17 protein-coding genes and 1 pseudogene are annotated in these 17,202 nt (G+C 59.8%); 8 read left to right on the forward strand and 10 right to left on the reverse strand.

Annotated features, from left to right (window positions below):
* Window positions 1-26 precede the first annotated feature (26 nt).
* The 3 genes from ligA to ACR0EZ_RS03350 all read left to right on the forward strand — a co-directional run bounded on the left by ligA (window position 27) and on the right by ACR0EZ_RS03350 (window position 4,475).
* Window positions 27-2,153 (forward strand): NAD-dependent DNA ligase LigA, encoded by a 2,127-nt coding sequence (ligA, locus tag ACR0EZ_RS03340; RefSeq protein ID WP_480610818.1) that lies wholly within the window; start codon window positions 27-29, stop codon window positions 2,151-2,153.
* The gene (gene recG / locus ACR0EZ_RS03345) at window positions 2,150-4,240 is read left to right on the forward strand and encodes an ATP-dependent DNA helicase RecG (protein WP_480610821.1); all 2,091 of its coding nucleotides are present in this window, start codon (window positions 2,150-2,152) and stop codon (window positions 4,238-4,240) included. Before ligA ends, recG begins: the two co-directional genes overlap by 4 nt.
* A gap of 112 nt (window positions 4,241-4,352) precedes the next feature.
* Window positions 4,353-4,475, forward strand: a complete 123-nt coding sequence (locus ACR0EZ_RS03350) for a hypothetical protein (RefSeq protein ID WP_480610823.1) — start codon at window positions 4,353-4,355, stop codon at window positions 4,473-4,475.
* Between the two features lie 186 nt (window positions 4,476-4,661).
* Here ACR0EZ_RS03350 and ACR0EZ_RS03355 read toward each other — a convergent pair whose 3' ends face one another.
* Window positions 4,662-5,300, reverse strand: a complete 639-nt coding sequence (locus tag ACR0EZ_RS03355) for a MarC family protein (protein ID WP_480610826.1) — start codon at window positions 5,298-5,300, stop codon at window positions 4,662-4,664.
* Window positions 5,301-5,359: 59 nt separating this feature from the next.
* Window positions 5,360-5,812, reverse strand: coding sequence for an iron-sulfur cluster assembly scaffold protein (locus ACR0EZ_RS03360; RefSeq protein ID WP_480610829.1), 453 nt, complete (start codon window positions 5,810-5,812; stop codon window positions 5,360-5,362).
* 48 nt (window positions 5,813-5,860) lie between these two features.
* Here ACR0EZ_RS03360 and hisI point away from each other — a divergent pair, with 48 nt between their 5' ends.
* Window positions 5,861-6,250 carry a phosphoribosyl-AMP cyclohydrolase gene (hisI, locus tag ACR0EZ_RS03365; RefSeq protein WP_480610832.1) on the forward strand — a complete coding sequence of 130 codons (390 nt, stop codon included), beginning with the start codon at window positions 5,861-5,863 and terminating at the stop codon, window positions 6,248-6,250.
* A gap of 54 nt (window positions 6,251-6,304) precedes the next feature.
* On the opposite strand, the gene gluQRS is transcribed toward hisI, so the two are convergent.
* The 4 genes and pseudogenes from gluQRS to ACR0EZ_RS03385 all read right to left on the reverse strand — a co-directional run.
* Window positions 6,305-7,183: a tRNA glutamyl-Q(34) synthetase GluQRS gene (gene gluQRS, locus ACR0EZ_RS03370; RefSeq protein WP_480610834.1), complete on the reverse strand. Its 879-nt coding sequence runs from the start codon at window positions 7,181-7,183 to the stop codon at window positions 6,305-6,307.
* Window positions 7,180-7,794, reverse strand: a complete 615-nt coding sequence (locus ACR0EZ_RS03375; RefSeq protein ID WP_480610836.1) for a class I SAM-dependent DNA methyltransferase — start codon at window positions 7,792-7,794, stop codon at window positions 7,180-7,182. Before ACR0EZ_RS03375 ends, gluQRS begins: the two co-directional genes overlap by 4 nt.
* 37 nt (window positions 7,795-7,831) lie before the next feature.
* Window positions 7,832-9,172, reverse strand: a complete 1,341-nt coding sequence (gene trmFO / locus ACR0EZ_RS03380) for a methylenetetrahydrofolate--tRNA-(uracil(54)-C(5))-methyltransferase (FADH(2)-oxidizing) TrmFO (protein WP_480610838.1) — start codon at window positions 9,170-9,172, stop codon at window positions 7,832-7,834.
* Between the two features lie 261 nt (window positions 9,173-9,433).
* Window positions 9,434-10,228 (reverse strand): annotated as a pseudogene (locus tag ACR0EZ_RS03385) (enoyl-CoA hydratase); the annotation flags it as partial.
* 49 nt (window positions 10,229-10,277) lie between these two features.
* Here ACR0EZ_RS03385 and ACR0EZ_RS03390 point away from each other — a divergent pair.
* A complete protein-coding gene (locus ACR0EZ_RS03390; RefSeq protein WP_480610840.1) occupies window positions 10,278-10,721 on the forward strand; it encodes a PaaI family thioesterase in 444 nt (147 codons plus the stop codon).
* A gap of 58 nt (window positions 10,722-10,779) precedes the next feature.
* Here the strand turns inward: ACR0EZ_RS03390 and ACR0EZ_RS03395 are convergent, their stop codons facing one another.
* On the reverse strand, window positions 10,780-11,007 hold the full coding sequence (locus ACR0EZ_RS03395) for a DUF1127 domain-containing protein (RefSeq protein WP_480610842.1): 228 nt from the start codon (window positions 11,005-11,007) through the stop codon (window positions 10,780-10,782).
* Window positions 11,008-11,106: 99 nt separating this feature from the next.
* Between ACR0EZ_RS03395 and ACR0EZ_RS03400 the strand changes: the two genes are divergently transcribed.
* The gene (locus ACR0EZ_RS03400) at window positions 11,107-12,510 is read left to right on the forward strand and encodes an aminotransferase-like domain-containing protein (protein WP_480610845.1); all 1,404 of its coding nucleotides are present in this window, start codon (window positions 11,107-11,109) and stop codon (window positions 12,508-12,510) included.
* Window positions 12,511-12,513: 3 nt separating this feature from the next.
* Here ACR0EZ_RS03400 and ACR0EZ_RS03405 read toward each other — a convergent pair whose 3' ends face one another.
* Window positions 12,514-12,879 (reverse strand): hypothetical protein, encoded by a 366-nt coding sequence (locus ACR0EZ_RS03405; protein ID WP_480610848.1) that lies wholly within the window; start codon window positions 12,877-12,879, stop codon window positions 12,514-12,516.
* Window positions 12,880-13,120: 241 nt separating this feature from the next.
* Between ACR0EZ_RS03405 and rplM the strand changes: the two genes are divergently transcribed.
* Window positions 13,121-13,579: a 50S ribosomal protein L13 gene (gene rplM, locus ACR0EZ_RS03410; RefSeq protein WP_039536983.1), complete on the forward strand. Its 459-nt coding sequence runs from the start codon at window positions 13,121-13,123 to the stop codon at window positions 13,577-13,579.
* 6 nt (window positions 13,580-13,585) lie between these two features.
* Window positions 13,586-14,071, forward strand: a complete 486-nt coding sequence (gene rpsI, locus ACR0EZ_RS03415) for a 30S ribosomal protein S9 (RefSeq protein WP_480595761.1) — start codon at window positions 13,586-13,588, stop codon at window positions 14,069-14,071.
* 56 nt (window positions 14,072-14,127) lie between these two features.
* On the opposite strand, the gene ACR0EZ_RS03420 is transcribed toward rpsI, so the two are convergent.
* Both ACR0EZ_RS03420 and ACR0EZ_RS03425 read right to left on the reverse strand, forming a co-directional pair.
* A complete protein-coding gene (locus ACR0EZ_RS03420) occupies window positions 14,128-15,288 on the reverse strand; it encodes an ABC transporter substrate-binding protein (protein ID WP_480610850.1) in 1,161 nt (386 codons plus the stop codon).
* A gap of 25 nt (window positions 15,289-15,313) precedes the next feature.
* Window positions 15,314-17,200: an AMP-dependent synthetase/ligase gene (locus tag ACR0EZ_RS03425; RefSeq protein WP_480610853.1), complete on the reverse strand. Its 1,887-nt coding sequence runs from the start codon at window positions 17,198-17,200 to the stop codon at window positions 15,314-15,316.
* Window positions 17,201-17,202: the final 2 nt, after the last annotated feature.

Consider the following 17,202-nt stretch of genomic DNA (forward strand, 5'->3'; position numbering starts at 1 on the left):
CCAAGACTAAGTGACGGGGCGAGGGCATGAGCGATTCAGTTTCAGCGCAGGATTTGACAGAGCAGCAGGCACGCGAAGAGCTTGCGCGTCTGGCCGAGCAGCTTTCGCGGGCAAACACGCTGTATCACGCGGAAGACGCGCCCGAGATTTCGGACGCGGAATACGATGCGCTCAAACGCCGAAATGCCGAGATCGAAGCACAGTTCCCGCATCTCAAACGGCAAGACAGCCCCTCGGATCAGGTGGGCGCACGGGCAGCTGACGGGTTCTCGAAGGTCACGCATGCGGTGCGGATGATGTCGCTGGGCAATGCCTTCGATGATCAGGATGTGGCGGATTTCGACCGCTCGATCCGAAAGTACCTTGGGCTGGACGCCGACGCCCTTTTGGCGTTCACGGCAGAACCGAAGATTGACGGGCTGTCGCTCTCGCTGCGGTACGAACACGGCGAACTGGTTCAGGCCGCGACGCGCGGCGATGGAGAAGTTGGCGAAAACGTCACGGCCAATGCCCGCACGGTCGCGGACATTCCCCAAAAGATCGGCGGCGCGCCGGATATCATGGAGGTCCGGGGCGAGGTTTACATGTCCCACCAGGATTTCGAAAACCTGAACGTGCGCCAGTCCGAGGCCGGAGGGAAACTTTTTGCCAACCCGAGAAATGCGGCGGCGGGTTCTCTGCGTCAGCTGGATGCCTCGATCACCCAATCGCGCCCGCTGCGCTTCTTTGCTTATGCCTGGGGGGAACTGTCTGCACCCCTTGCTGACACGCAAATGGGTGCGATTCAACGGCTCAAAGTGTTCGGGTTTTCGACCAACCCGCTTACAAAAGTCTGTGCGACAACCGACGAGATGCTGACCCATTACCGCAGCATCGAAGAACAACGCGCGACCCTCGGCTATGATATCGATGGCGTCGTCTACAAGGTGGACGATTTGGCGTTGCAGGCGCGGCTGGGATTCCGCTCGACAACGCCCAGATGGGCCATTGCACACAAGTTCCCGGCCGAACTAGCCTGGACCCGGCTTGAGGCGATCGACATTCAGGTCGGCCGCACCGGCGCGCTCAGCCCAGTTGCGCGGTTGCATCCGGTGACGGTGGGCGGCGTCGTGGTCTCGAACGCCACACTGCATAACGAGGATTACATCGCCGGGCGCGACGCCAAGGGCGGAACGATCCGCGATGGAAAGGACATTCGCGAAGGCGACTGGGTGCAGGTCTATCGCGCAGGCGACGTGATCCCGAAAATCGCCGATGTCGATCTGTCGAAACGGCCCGAAGGGGCCGCGCCATACAAGTTTCCGACGACATGCCCGCAATGCCAAAGCGACGCCATCCGAGAAGAAGGCGATGCGGTCAGGCGCTGTACTGGCGGCCTTATTTGCCCGGCGCAGGCGGTTGAAAAATTGAAACATTTCGTCTCTCGCAAAGCGTTCGACATCGAAGGTCTGGGCGCAAAACAGATCGAGATGTTCTATGACGACCCCGACCTGCCGATCCGAACACCGGTCGATATCTTCACGTTGCAAAGCAGGGATGCGGGCAATCTGAACAAGCTGGCCAACCGTAAAGGGTGGGGCGCGCAGAGCGCTGGCAACCTGTGGGCGGCAATCGACGAAAAGCGTAGCATTCCCTTTGGGCGCCTGCTGTTCGCCCTCGGTATTCGTCACACCGGCGAAGCCGCGTCGAACCTGATCGCGAACCACTACGGGCGCTGGGAAGAGTTTGAGCATGCGGTCACCTCAGCCTCGGGTTTTGAGGGGCCGGAGTGGGAAGATTTGCTTGGCATCGACGGGATCGGAGAGATTATGGCGCGCGCGTTGGTGTCGGCCTTTGCCCAGCTGGCAGAACGCGCCAGCATCGACGCTCTGGTCGCGCAACTGCAGGTGCAGGAGGCGAAACGGCCGGATACAACCGGCAGCCCAGTGGCGGGCAAAACCGTTGTCTTCACCGGCACGCTGGAAAAGATGACCCGCGCTGAAGCCAAGGCGCGGGCCGAAGCGTTGGGCGCAAAGGTGTCCGGCTCGGTCAGCAAAAAGACCGACCTGCTGGTCGCCGGTCCGGGCGCGGGGTCAAAGGCGAAAAAAGCCGCCGAGCTTGGCATCGAAACACTGGATGAGGATGGCTGGCTGCAGCTGATCGACGGCGCATGAGTGGACGGCCGGAACAGCTTTTCCCCTTGTTCGCAGGGCTTGAAACGTTGGAGGGCGTCGGTCCGAAAACGGCTCAGGTGATGATGCAAGCGGGGGTCGAAAGCCCCCGCGACGTGCTGTTCGGCCTGCCTTATGCCGTCGTCGACCGGCGTAGGCGCGAAACGATCCAGGGGGCCGATCTGCCGAAAACGCTGACGATCGAAGTGACCGTTGGCACGCACCGACCGCCGCGAAACAAGGGTGGTGCCTATCGGGTTCACGTCGAAGACACTCAGGCCGATTTCCAACTGGTCTTTTTCCACGCGCGGGGGGATTACCTAAAAAAGGTGCTGCCGCAGGGGTCGCGCCGTGTGATCTCGGGCAAGTTGGAACTGTTCGATGGCATGGCGCAGATGGTGCATCCCGACCACATGCTGCCGGTGGAACAGGCGGGCGGGATCCCCGAATTCGAACCGGTCTATCATCTGACGCAAGGCCTGACGCAAAAGACCGCCTTCAAAGCGGCGCGCAGTGCGCTGGCCCGCGCGCCGGAGTTGGCGGAATGGATCGACCCGGCTCAGCTTTCGCAAAAGAACTGGCCGGATTGGGCCGGGGCCATTCGGGCGGCGCACAACCCGCAGGGCGCTGACGATGTCGCACCGTTTGCACCGGCGCTGGAACGGCTGGCCTATGATGAGCTGCTTGCGCATCAACTGACGCTGGCCCTGGCGCGTCAGAGGGAACGGAAGGCCCGCGGTGTTGTCAGCGTTGGGACCGGTGCGCTGCAGTCCAAGGTTCTGGCCAGCCTGCCGTACCGGCCCACAGGCGCGCAAAGCCGGGCGATCGAGGAAATATCGGCGGATATGGCCTCAGAATCGCGCATGAACCGCCTGCTTCAGGGCGATGTGGGCGCGGGAAAGACGCTTGTGGCGTTCATGGCCTTGCTGGTGGCAGTCGAAGCCGGGGGGCAGGGCGTCATGATGGCCCCGACCGAAATTCTGGCCCGGCAGCATCTGGAAGGGTTGCGGCCACTGGCTGAAGAGGCCGGTGTGGTTCTGGAAATCCTGACCGGGCGGGATAAGGGCGTGGAACGAAAGGCAAAACTGGCAGCGCTGAAAAGTGGCGACATCCAGATTTTGGTCGGCACCCATGCAGTGTTCCAAAGCGATGTCGAATTCCACGCGCTTCGGTTGGCCATTGTGGACGAACAGCATCGCTTTGGCGTGCGCCAGCGGATGGAGCTTTCGGACAAGGGGCAGGGTGCGGATGTGCTGGTGATGACCGCCACGCCGATCCCCCGCAGTCTGGCGCTGGCGCAATACGGGGATATGGACGTCTCGGTGCTGGACGAAAAGCCGCCCGGACGGAAGCCCATCAAAACGGCCATCGTCAGCACGCAGCGTATGGATGAGGTCGTGGCCCATCTGCAGCGCGCCATTGATGAGGGGCGGCAATGCTATTGGGTGTGCCCCCTGGTCGACGAATCCGAAGTGTCCGACCTGACCGCAGCCGAAGAACGGTTCAAACGGCTGCGCGCCATTCTGGGCGACGGCAATGTCGGGCTGGTGCATGGCCAGATGCCGCCCGCCGACAAAGACGCGGCGATGGAGGCTTTTCAGAACGGACAGACCAAGGTGCTGGTGGCCACCACGGTGATCGAGGTTGGCGTCAACGTGCCCAATGCCTCGATCATGGTGATTGAGCGGGCTGAAATCTTTGGTCTTGCCCAATTGCACCAGTTGCGCGGGCGCGTGGGGCGGGGGGACGCCGAGTCGACCTGTTTGCTGATGTATCAGCCACCGCTCAGCGAGGGCGGGCGCAAACGCCTGGAGGTCTTGCGCGAAACCGAAGACGGGTTCCGCATTTCCGAGACCGATTTGCAGATGCGCGGCGCGGGCGATCTGATCGGGACCGCGCAATCCGGGTTGCCGAAATTCCGCATCGCCGACCTTGAACGGCAAACGGGCCTGATGGCCGTGGCGCAGACCGACGCGCGGGCCTTGCTGAACGCAGACCCCAAACTTGAATCCGAACGGGGGCGGGCCGCCCGTGTTCTGCTTTGGCTGATGAAGCAGGATCAGGCGATCCGTTTGATTTCAGTGGGTTAGCGCAGAAGTCATCATTTAGTTCACAAATGTTCTCAAAAAGTTCTTTACCGACTCGGTGAAATATGAGAACAAAAGGTCAACAAAGGATTAAATCGCTGACCGGAGGTGACACATGCTGACCCAGATCAAGACCGCGTTCAACCGTTCGCAATCGACCATCCTGCAGGATGCAGCCGGTGTGGTGTCGCTGGTCGTGATCCTGATGGTCGCGCTTCACATGCCTGTCGGGTTCTAAGCCTTTCTGCCTGCGCTCTCGTGCCGATCAAACCGCGCGTGTCTTCCCATTTCAGTCAAGGGTGACCTGCCTGTCCCACACCCCTTGAGGGGCCATGCCTCGGCCCCGCGCGGTCTTCCGGACCCCACACGAGAAACGCATTACCTGCCGCCGCCCTTTCCGCCCGGAAGGTGCGGCGGTTTTTTCTCAAAGCTGCCCGGTTTTGATTATTTCAAGCATCGCCGACAGGACCGAGTTTGCCGCGACCGAGGCCAGTATCATGCCCATCACTCGGCTGATAATGGCCGCGCCGGAATGACCGATCAGACGTATGATTGGCTCGGCCAGTAGCATCAGGACAAAGGCGATCGCCAGAACCGACAGCATCACCAGGGCGGTAATCCCCTGATCCGCGACGCTGTACCGGTTGTTGTCCGTCAGGATCACAACCGCCAGCATCGCACCGGGCGAGGCCAGCGACGGCACCGCCAAAGGGAAAATCGCCGGGTTCTGCTTGTGCATCTTGTCTTCCGCGTCCTCTTCGGCCTGACGCTGCTCGACCTCTTGCTTGCTTTCGCCAAAGATCATCGTCAGCGCGAACAGGAACAGGATGATCCCACCGGCCACCTGGAACGAGTTTAGCCCGATATCCAGCGCCTCGATCAGCAATTGGCCGAAGACAAGGAAGAACAGCAAAACGCCGGCACTGACAAGGGCAGCCAGCAGGGCGGTGCGACGGCGGGCTGATGCCTCGATCCCGGCGGTAACGGCGATGAAGACGGGGATGGTGCCAATGGGATCGATGACGACCCAAAGCGTTACAAAATGTTCCAGTAAATCGTTCAAACCCGAACTTCCCCCAATATTGGGCGAAGGTTAGACGGGTTTGCCCTAAAACGCCACGTTCAGGCGCAATTGGCCTGCTCGGCCTGCTCCATCGCCTCGGCCGTCGCATCCAGCGCCAGCATGATCGAGGCGTGGCGGTTCTTGTACTCGCGCGCGGGCATCAGCACTTCGAGCCCATCGAACGGCGCGTCCGGGGCAGGGCCGCCCTGTTTCAACATCGCGGCCAGTTGATCCCGCGCTGTTTCAACCTGCGCCCGTGTAGCGCCGATCACAGCGTCGCCGACAACCGAAGCCGAGGCCTGACCCAGCGCGCAGGCCTTTACGTCCTGCCCAAATCCGGTAACACGGCCATCCTGCACGTTCACGTCAACCGTTACGGTCGATCCGCAAAGGGGTGACCGTTTCTTGACTGTTGCATCCGGGTTTTCAAGCCGATCCAGATGCGGAATATCCGCCGCCAGCGCCAAAATCCGTCCGGAATACAGCTTGATCAGGTCGTTCTCGCCGCTCATGGCTTTCCCTCGTTGCGTGTTCCCCATACATAGTGACCAGCCCACGGGATGCAAAAGGTTTTTGTCATGTCTGACACCGTTACGTTCGACCCAGCTACGCTGAAATATAATGAGACCGGGTTGATCCCCGCCATCGCGCAGGACGAAGCGACCGGCGAAGTGCTGATGATGGCCTGGATGAATGCGCAAGCAGTCGAGCGCACGCTGGAGACCGGGCGCGTGACCTACTGGTCGCGGTCGCGCCAGGCGTTCTGGATCAAGGGCGAAACCTCGGGCCATGTGCAGGAGTTGCTCGATTTCCGCGTCGATTGCGACCGGGATTGCCTGCTGGTTCTGGTGCGCCAGACCGGCCCGGCCTGTCACACGAACCGTCGCACCTGTTTCTACACTGCGGTGCGGGATGGGGCTGAGGTCAAGTTGATGAAACCGATGGACTGAATGGCGCAAGCGCCATGCCTTCGGCGAGAGTATTTTTGAAAAGATGAAGACGGGTCAGAGGCCGACCATGGCGCGGATGTCCTGCGGCGTCGCCCCTTCGGCGCGGTATTTTGAAATGGCGCGGGCATCGTCCCTTTTTGCAAGGCGTTTGCCAGCCTCGTCGCGGACCAGTTCGTGGTGGAAAAACTCGGGCGTCGGAAGGCTGAGTATTGCCTGTAGCAGCACGTGGATGCGCGTCGCTTCGAACAGGTCCTGACCGCGCACGACGCGGGTGATGCCTTGTGCGGCATCGTCGATCACCACGGACAGGTGGTAAGAGGTGCCCATCCCCCGGCGGGACAGCACGACGTCGCCGATGGTGGTTTCCAGTTCTTCGGGCGAGAATGTGATCCTGCCTGTTTCACCGTTTGCGCCTGCGCCGAGTTCGTGAAATCCGCTGGCGACGTGCGACACCAAACGCGCGGCTTTGGCAATGTCCAGCCTCAGCGGCTGGTCCGTGGGCCGTTGCGAACGATGATCGCCCGTTTCCTGAGACCGAACCCTGCAGGTGCCGGGGTAGATGATGCCATCCGGTCCGTGCATCGGCGCACCCTCTTGCGGGGCGGCAGCGGCGGCGGCGATGTCTTTTCGGTTGCAAAAACAGGGGTATAGAAGCCCAAGCTCCCAAAGTTGGTCCAGCGCCTGTTCGTAGTCCTGTAACCGCTCTGATTGGCGCAGCACAGGCTTGGGCCACCACAGGCCCAACCAGTCGAGATCGTCATAAATCTGATCTTCCCACTGCTGGCGCGCGCGGGATCGGTCGATATCTTCGATCCTCAGCAGGAACTCTCCGCCCTCGGCCACGGCCATATCGCTGGCCAGCAGTGCAGAATAGGCGTGGCCCAGATGCAGCGGGCCAGTTGGCGACGGCGCGAACCGGGTGATAAAAGTCACGTCTTTTCTAGCACATACACATCAGAGTTCATGTTCATCCCGGGCAGGTGCGGCCCATATTCGCGGAACAGCAGCCGGGAGGCTCCCATATCCAGCCAGTCGTTCAGACGTGAGGTATAGGAACGGTCGGCAAGCGTATGATCATTAAAGGAAAGCGCCAGAAAGCCGCCCTTGGGTAGCGCGTGCATCAGCAGATCAAAGGTTTCAGGCGGGGCGGCCCCCGAGCCAACGACGCCAATCGCGGTGATCGCGTCATATGCTCCCTGTTTCAACGGCTCGGGATCGGTGATCTCAAAGCCGGTCAATGTGCGGTAGACGCCTTTGGCGGCGGCGGCTTCCAGCATGTTGGGGGTGGGGTCCATGCCGTCGATAACCTCGAACCCGGCTGCGCGCAGGGCCAGACCAGACAGGCCCGTCCCGCAGCCATAGTCAAGGATCGGCGTTTGTGCCTTGGGCATCTTGGACCACAGTGCCTGCGCCACGCGGCCCGGCGTCACGTAGCCTTGCTCGGCCACCTCATTTTCATAAGACGCGGCCCATTTCTGGTAGTGGTCGCGCGTGTCCTCGGGGCTTTCAAGGTCGTAGGTTTTCTTGAAAAAATCGTCGCTCATGCCGGTATGTTACGCCGCCGCGGCGCAACACGTCCAGTCAGCACTTCGCGAGCCAATCGGTCCATTCTGCCTTTGCCCTGTCCGTATAGGCCTTGTACCGGTCCTTGCGGCCCCGGCGACCGCCTTTCAACCCGTCCACAGGGCGGAACAGGCCGAAGTTGACATTCATCGGCTGAAAGGTCTTGGCCTCGGCCCCGCCGGTGATGTGATGGATCAACGCGCCCATGGCGCTGTCCTGCGGGACCTCTGGCAAGCTGCGTCCCAGGATCTCGGCAGCGGCCAGACGGCCCGCCAAAAGCCCCATCGCGGCACTTTCAACATAGCCCTCAACGCCGGTGATCTGCCCGGCAAAGCGAATATTCGGCTTCGATTTCAGCCGCATCTGCGCATCCAGCAGAGTGGGCGAGTTGATGAACGTGTTACGGTGAATACCCCCAAGGCGCGCGAAGCTGGCGTCTTCCAGTCCGGGGATCATACGAAACACCTCGGTCTGGGCCCCGTATTTCATCTTGGTCTGGAAGCCGACGATGTTGAACAGGGTGCCCAATGCATTGTCGCGCCGCAACTGAACCACCGCATGAGGTTTGACATCCGGCTGGTGCGGATTGGTCAGCCCCACCGGTTTCATCGGCCCGTGCCGCAGGGTTTCCCGCCCGCGTTCCGACATCACTTCGATCGGCAGGCAGCCGTCGAAATACCCCGCTGTCTCGCCTTCGTGAAACTCGGTCTTGTCTGCGACTAGCAGGGCGTCGATGAATGCCTCGTACTGATCGCGGTCCATGGGACAGTTCAGATAGGCGGTGCGTTCTTCCTCGGTCTCGCCCTTGTCATACCGTGACTGCATCCACGCTTTGCTCATGTCGATGCTGTCGGCATACACGATTGGGGCGATGGCGTCGAAAAAAGCCAGCGCATCCGTCCCGGTTTCCGCCCGGATCGCTTCGCCCAACGCCGGAGAGGTCAGGGGGCCGGTGGAGAAAACCCAATTGCCCTGATCGGGCAGGGATGTGACCTCTTCCCCCGTGACCGAGACGCGGGGATGGGCATGCAGCCTGGCTGTCACGTCCTCGGCAAACGGATCGCGGTCAACGGCCAATGCGCCACCAGCGGGCAGGCGATGCGCGTCGGCGGTGGTCATGATCAACCCACCCGCTGCGCGCATTTCCCAATGCAGCAGGCCAACGGCGTTCTGTTCGTCATCGTCCGAGCGGAACGAGTTCGAGCACACCATCTCGGCCAGATTGCCGGTCTGATGCGCAAAGGTGCCCACTTTGGGACGCATTTCGTGGATCACCACATCCACGCCCATTTCAGCGGCCTGCCATGCGGCCTCGGACCCGGCCATGCCGCCGCCCACGATGTGCAATTCCTGTGTCATAGGGTGCCACATAGGACACAGCTCAGGTCAACGCAACTGGACTGCTCTGCATAAATCATCGCTTATTTCAGGGAAGGTTCTTGGGGTCGCCGCTGCGGGAATGATAACGCCGGTGAGAGAGACCAGCTGGAGGGACCTTCCGCCCACGACGACCCATAAGAGTGTTCGAAGCCCAAGCTTCGACCTAGATTTGCCACAGTGCCGCCTATTTGAAAAGTGAAAAAATGACGACAGTGGCAAAAAACGTACAAAACAATTGCGTTATTGGGACCAATTGGGCGGACGTTTTTCGATAAAGGCGGAAATGCCTTCTTCGGTATCGCGGTACAACATATTCTGTGCCATTACCTCGCCCGTAAAGCCATAGGCCTGCTCGATGGGCATTTCCAGCTGCTGATAAAATGCCTGTTTCCCGATTTTCACTGCAACGGCAAGCTTTTCCGCGATCTGCGTGGCAAGCGTATTGGTGTCATGTTCCAACAGCATCTCGGGGACCACGCGGTTGATAAGGCCAAGTTCCGCCGCACGTTCGGCTGGGATGAAGTCGCCCGTTGTCAGCATCTCAAACGCCTGCTTGCGGGGGATGTTGCGGCTGAGCGCCACCATGGGCGTCGAGCAGAACAGGCCGATATTCACCCCGTTCACGCCAAAGCGCGTACCTTCTGCGGCCACAGCCAGATCGCAGGTGGCCACCAGTTGGCACCCCGCCGCGGTGGCGATTCCGTGGACCTGGGCGATCACCGGTTGCGGCAGGGACCGGATCGACATCATCACCTTGGTGCAGCGTGCAAAAAGGTCCTGAAAATAGGCCTTTCCGCCGTCTTCGGATTGCCGTCCAGCGGTCATCTGCTTCAGATCGTGTCCCGCACAAAAAGCCTTGCCAGCCCCTGACAGGACAACAGCGCGGATCGAGCCGTCTTCGCGCAGCGCATCAAGTTCATCCTGCAGGGCGGCCAGCATCTCGTCGCTGAGGGCGTTCAGCCGGTCCGGCGCATTCATCCGCAAATGCGCAACCGCACCGGTGTCGTTACGTTCCAAAATTGCCATCTTGCCCTCCTGCTGGCGTTTGGGCCAACTCTAGGGCGGGAATTGAAGGAGGGGAAGCATGGCTTTGGCGATGAACAAGGACGAACTGTCACAATACCTGATCGAGGTATTTCCGCAGGTTCACAAGGACTTCGTCATTGAAGATTTGACCGAAGACACCATCACCATGCGCCTTGTGGTCGAAGACCGTCATTTGCGACCCGGCGGCACTGTGTCCGGCCCCTCGATATTTGGTCTGGCGGATGTCTGTGTCTATGCGATGGTTCTGGCGCGAAAAGGCCGGCAGTCACTGGCGGTCACGACCAGCAGCTCTTTGGACTTTCTGCGCAAACCCAAAGGCGGCGCTGACATGATCGCCACATGCAAGTTGCTGAAACTTGGCCGGACACTGGCCGTCGGGGATGTTCTGATGTTTTCGGAAGGGGCAGACGAGCCGGTCGCGCGGGCCAGCATGACCTATTCGATTCCACCCGCCGGGTCCGCAGCCGCCCGATTCGGATAAAAAAGGCCGGGGACAAGCCCCGGCCAGGAAGAGGTCCCAAAATTGGGACTGGGGATCGTTAGACCATCCAAAAGTAACGCTTCACTTCGCGCCGGGCCTGATGCGGGGTAATCCCGACATCTTCCAGCAGCCTGTCGTCAAGGTGACTCAGGTTAATGCGGCTTCGCCGACGGCGTTCCCATTGCGTGACGACCGCCGCAAACCGCACGGCCAGCGCAGCGATCAGCGGCAGCCGTGGACTGTCGTTCAGCAGCATGAGGGCGGGGTTGTGCATTGTGCGTGTCATCTGGGTATTCCTTTCAAATTGTATTGACACAAAGTATAAATGTTCGGTACATGTGTTTGATACATTCGAAATTGTGTCAGAATCAAAGGAAGAATTGTAATGGATACAATTTGGCCGGAAGCACTGCCAAAATCCAAGGGACCGAAGTACACTCTGGTCGCTGACACGATACGAAAAGCCATAGATAACAAACTGCTGGAGGTGGGCACAAAGCTGCCTCCGGTACGGGAACTTGCGTATAGGTTACAAATCACGCCGGGCACCGTCGCCCGCGCTTACACGATTCTGACGGATGAGGGTTTGCTGAACGCCGAGGTCGGGCGTGGTACATTTGTCGCCCCGCCAAAATCGCCAATTCTGGACGATGTCTGGGCAAGGCAGCTGCATCTGCGCGATGACAAATACGACGCCAGTGTCAGCCTGTTCAGCCCGCGGCTTGCGGATGTGGGGCAGGTGGCCCTGATCCGCGAGTGCCTGAAGAAAGTCTCTCAGTCCGATCCGGGGCTTTTTCTGAATTACCCAACGCGCGACGCCTATAAACCCATGCGGCAATCTGTAGTTGACTGGCTGTCCGACCTGCCACTGGGGCCCTTGTCCCACGACGATATCGTTCTGACTCATGGCGGGCAGAACGGGCTGTGCCTGGTCTTCCAGACGATCCTGCGCGGCGCGAAACCAATCGTTCTGGTCGAAGATCTGTCTTATGCAGGATTCCGCCGGGCGGGCGAGTTGATGCGCGCTGAAGTTGTCGGCGTGAAGATGGACAAATGGGGCATCGATCCCAAGGCCATGGAACATGTCCTGCGCCAGACACCGGCACAGGCCGTATGCGTCTCGCCCGAGGTTCAGAACCCGACCGGTTCGCATTCGCCGCTCGAACGCCGGAAAGAGGTTGTCGAGATCGCGCGCCGCTTTGATGTGCAGATCATTGAGGACGACTGTTACCGAATGGGCGATGCCCGTGAGCCCAGCTATCGCGCATTAGCACCCGAGCGGGGTTGGCACGTGTCGTCGATCTCGAAAACCCTGACGCCTGCGTTGCGTGTGGGCTTTGCGATTGCGCCCCGTGAACGCAGCGTGGACCTGCGGCGGTCCGCCGAATACGGGTATTTCGGTCTGGCGCAGCCCTTGGCCGAGCTAACCCGCTTGATGCTGTCCGACCCCCGCACCCAGCAGATTGCCAAAGACGTGCGAAAGAAGATGGGCGAATACGTCCGGGTTGCCGTTAACGCCTTGGGCGGGTTCGATCTGAACTGGGCCCCGGATGTGCCGTTTGTCTGGCTGAACCTGCCATCCGGCTGGCGCGCCGCCGCTTTCAGCCGCGCGGCGGAACGGGAAGGGATACAACTCAGGTCCGCCGACGAGTTTGCCCTGCGCGACGGTCGCGCCCCAAATGCCATCCGTATCGCGATGAACGGCCATGTCTCGCTTGAACGGTTCGAAGATGCGATGCAGCGGTTGCGCGCGCTGCTGGACAACCCGCCGGAACAGATCAGCGTTTAGACCTTAGCCCAGGGACGGCGGATTGCCAAAGAAACCGGCAAGATGAGCGATCTTGCCCGACTTACCCAGCCGAATGAAATCGTGACCGGATACCATTTCAATCCCGATCGCATCGACCATGTGCCAAGTGAAGTGAACGACATCATGATGCACACTGGGCTGGCTGGTGAGTTCGACACGCCCACCGGAAGAGTCCAAAACCTCGCCGATATGAACCGACAAATTCTCCAGTCCCTTCACGTCAGCCGTCGGATCGACATACCTCCCATCTTCTTCAAAGCAACGTTTCAAAAGCCCAAGCCTTTTGTCGCCGTCCGTTTCCTGCCACGCCGCGCCGTAATCCGCGATGGTCTGTTTCAAATCCTGCACAGAAACGCTCCTTCTTCAGAAATCCTGCGGCGACTATACCAGCGGTGGCTTCGGATTGGGCAATTGCAGGTGCAAATTCATGGGGTAAAATAATACCTATTTTATAAACATTTGTAATTGCTACATTAAAACATATCTGCGTGTATTGACGCGAAAACCCAGCCCCTCTAAATACGCTCCATCGAATTCGGGCCGCTCCGCCTTTGGGGCGGTCTTTCACATCAATCAGGACTATCCTGCCATGAAAACCTTTTCTGCAACACCTGCAGACATCGACAAAAAGTGGATCCTGATCGACGCCGAGGGCGTTGTTCTGGGCCGTCTTGCCTCGATCGTCGCCATGCGCCTGCGTGGCAAGCACAAAGCGTCGTTCACCCCGAACATGGACATGGGCGACAATGTCATCGTGATCAACGCTGACAAAATCCAGATGACCGGCAAGAAGCGTGAAGAGAACTTCTACTGGCACACCGGCCACCCGGGCGGCATCAAATCGCGCACCAAGCAGCAGATCCTCGAGGGCGCACACCCCGAGCGCGTCGTGACCCAGGCCGTCAAGCGCATGCTGCCGGGCAACCGTCTGGCGCGTCAGCAAATGACCAACCTGCGCGTTTACGCCGGTGCCGAGCATCCCCACGAGGCGCAAGCGCCCGAAGTTCTGGACGTCAAGTCCATGAACAAGAAAAACACCCGGAGCTAATGACCGATGGCTGATCAGATCAATACTCTCGAAGAGCTGAGCGCCGTCGCAGGCGTTGAAACCGTGGCCGAAGAAGTCATCGTGCGTGAACCCGTACGTGACGAGCTGGGCCGTTCCTATGCCACCGGCAAACGTAAAGACGCTGTTGCCCGCGTGTGGATCAAGCCGGGTTCCGGCAAGGTCACCGTGAACGGCAAAGATCAGGACGTGTACTTCGCACGCCCCGTTCTGCAGCTGATCCTGCGCCAGCCGTTCCAGGTTGCTGGTGTTGAAGGCGAATTCGACGTTGTCGCAACCGTCAAAGGCGGTGGCCTGACCGGTCAGGCTGGTGCGGTCAAGCACGGCATTTCGAAAGCGCTGCAACTGTACGATCCCAACCTGCGCGGCGCTCTGAAAGCCGCTGGTTTCCTGACCCGCGACAGCCGCGTTGTGGAACGTAAGAAATACGGTAAGCGCAAAGCGCGTCGTTCGTTCCAGTTCTCGAAGCGTTAATCGTTGCGGAATACAAATTTGAAAGGGCTCGCAATCGCGAGCCCTTTTTCTTTGGGTTATTCTTCGTAAACCAGTTTCCACGCCCCGTTTTCGACGACGCTGACAAATACCGTATCCGCGCCCTGGTGGTCGTCAGGCCCATAGGTGATGTGGTTGCCAACCAGCTCGTCGGTGTAGTCCAGCGACTCCATCGCGGCGATAAAGCTGTCATGGGTCAGATCGGGGCCTGCAGCCTCCAAGGCTTTGACCATCATCTCGGCAGCGGAATAGCCCAGCATTGAGAAACCGACAGGGTCCTCGCCCGTGGCCGCTTTGTATTCAGCAATAAATGCAGCCGGGGCGGGCTCTTCGGCGCGCGCCCACAGGTCCAGCCATGAGGCAGCGGCATAGAACCCATCCGTCACGCCACCGGGTACCTGCGCCACCACGGTCAGAAAACTGGCCGAGGTGCCAAGGAATTTCATATCGTTCAGGCCCATTTTCTTTGCCGTCCCAACCACGGTGATCGCCTGTCGCACGCCCAAGGCCATCGTAACGATATCGCAGCCTTCCTCTTTGAGCTTGCTCAGAGAGCCGACAAAATCCGTCTCATCCGGCTTATGGGTGGTCTCTGCGCCAAAGGTGATGCCAGCTTCTTCGGCACCGGCCTTGCTGCCTTCAAGGATTTCTTCACCGAAATCGGTGGGCAGATACATGATACAGACGGTTTGTGATCCGAACTCACCGTTCAGATACTTCACCCCGATCCGCGCCTGATCATAATAGGTCGAGAACGAGGTGAACTTGTTCTTCATCGGCTCCTGCAGCATTTGCCGCGCTGCGGTCAGAGGGGCGACATTGGGAATACCCTTGGGGTCCAACAGCTTGAACCCGGCAAGGTTCATCGGAGTGCCCAGCGACTGCAGCATCGCAAACACCTTGTCGCGGTTCAGCAGCTTGTTATAGCCCTGCATCGCGCGCGGCATCTGATAGCCGTTATCCTCGACAACATAACGGATCTTGCGGCCATGCACGCCGCCCTCGGCATTGACACGGTCAAAGACGACATTCGCGCCTTTGGTCGCCGGAACGCCCACGGCGGCGAAAATACCGCTCAGGTCGTTGACAGACCCGATCACGATTTCATCGTCGGACACGCCTTGGGTTTCCGCCCAACCCAGCGTGGCGGATGCCGTAAGGGTCGTTGCGGCAGCAAGGCTCTTTAACAGATTGCTCATTATTCTCCTCCCGGTACTTTCCAGTCTAACTGTACATCTCTTCAATGAGATGTCCGTGTTTCTTTTCCACCAACCCGCGTTTCAGTTTCATTGTCGCGGTCAGTTCGTCATCCTCGGCGGTCAGCAGGACGTTGATCAGTCGGAAATCCTTGATCTGCTCGACCCGCGCGAACTCGGCGTTTACGGCATCAACCTCGGCCCCGACCAGACCGTTGACTTCCGGCGCCGCGCATAGGGAGGCGAAGTTTGAGAAGGGGATCTTCCTGTCCTGCGCGAACTTCTCGACATTCTCCTGATCGATCATGATCAGGGCGGTCAGGTATTTGCGCTGGTCGCCGATGATCACCGCGTCCGAGATGTAATGGCTGAACTTCAGGCGGCTTTCGATTTCGGACGGGGTGATGTTCTTGCCGCCTGCGGTGATGATGATGTCTTTCATGCGACCGGTGATAGTGACAAACCCATCCTCGTCGATGCGTCCCATGTCACCGGTGCGCAGCCATCCGTCGGGGGTGAAGGTCTCGGCAGTTTTGGCGTTGTTGCGCCAGTAGCCCTGAAAGATGTTCAGCCCTTTCAGTTGGATTTCACCGTCCTCCGAGATACGGATATCCGTGCCCGCCACGGCTTTGCCAATGGACCCGACCCGGTTGTCTTCGGTGGTGTTGAGCGTGGCCAGCCCCGCCGTTTCGGTCATCCCGAACCCTTCGACCAGAGGGACTCCAATTGCCCAGTACCATTTCAGCAAATCCACCGAAATCGGCGCGGCCCCCGAGCCGCCCCGACGCATCTTGTCCATGCCCAGCATCCGGCGCAGGTTGCGTAGAACCAGATGGTCCCAGACCCAAAATCGCGCCGCGACCAAAGCGGGCACCGGTTTCCCGGAGTTCAGATATTCCGCCCGCGCAAACCCCGCTTTCAGTGCCAGCCCAAAGGCCAGACGCCCCAGCCGCGTCGCGTCCTGCGTCAGGATTTGAACATGGGCGTAGATTTTCTCCCAAACGCGTGGAACGGCGGTGAATGTAGTGGGTGAGACCTCTTGCAGGTTCGCAAACACGGTTTCCGGGCTTTCGGCGAAATTCACGGTGCACCGGGCAGCAAGCGGGAAATAGATGGACACGTCGCGTTCGAGGATGTGGCACAGCGGCAGGAAACACAGCTGCTCGTCACTGGCCAGCGCAGGCAGGGACCGGGCCCCGGATTCTATGGCGGCGAGGATGTTCTCATGGCTCAGCATTGCGCCCTTGGGTTGGCCCGTTGTGCCCGAGGTGTAGACCAGCAGCGCGGTGTCCTGCGGTTTTGCCAGCGCGATCTCGGCCTCGAACCGGCCCGGGTCTTCGGCCTCGGCCTGTTTTCCAAGCGCGTAGAGTTCGCCGATCATCATACAACGCGGGTGGTTTAGGTCGTGCAGGCCTTCGTCTTCCAGGATGATGACCTTGAGCAGGCCGGGAACGTCGTCCTCAATCTCAAGAAACTTGTCCAGATGCTCTTCGTCTTCGACGATCAGGACCCGGCTGTCGCTGTCGTTGATGACGTATTTCAACTGACTGGCGGAATCCGTCGTGTAGACGCCCGAGGCAATGCCGCCGACACACTGGATGCCCATGTCGAACCATGCCCATTCCTTGCGATCCTCGGACAGGATCGAAACGACCTCACCCCGTTGCAGGCCAAGTTTCCGCAGGGCGAGGCCGATCCACTTGGCATGTTGCCAGTACTCGGTCCACGAATAGGACTTCCAAATCCCCAGGTTTTTTTCTCGATGCGCTGTCCGGTCGCCCAACTCAGTGCAGCGGCTTTGGAACAGTTCGGAAATGGTGGTGCAGCCATCCACCCGCAACGGGCGCTGCCCGGGAGTTGCGTTGAACTGAACGCCGTTGATGTTGATCTGTGGGGGCAGGGGGCTTGCGTCCATTC

It is taken from the genome of Ruegeria sp. AK4 (assembly GCF_056541025.1).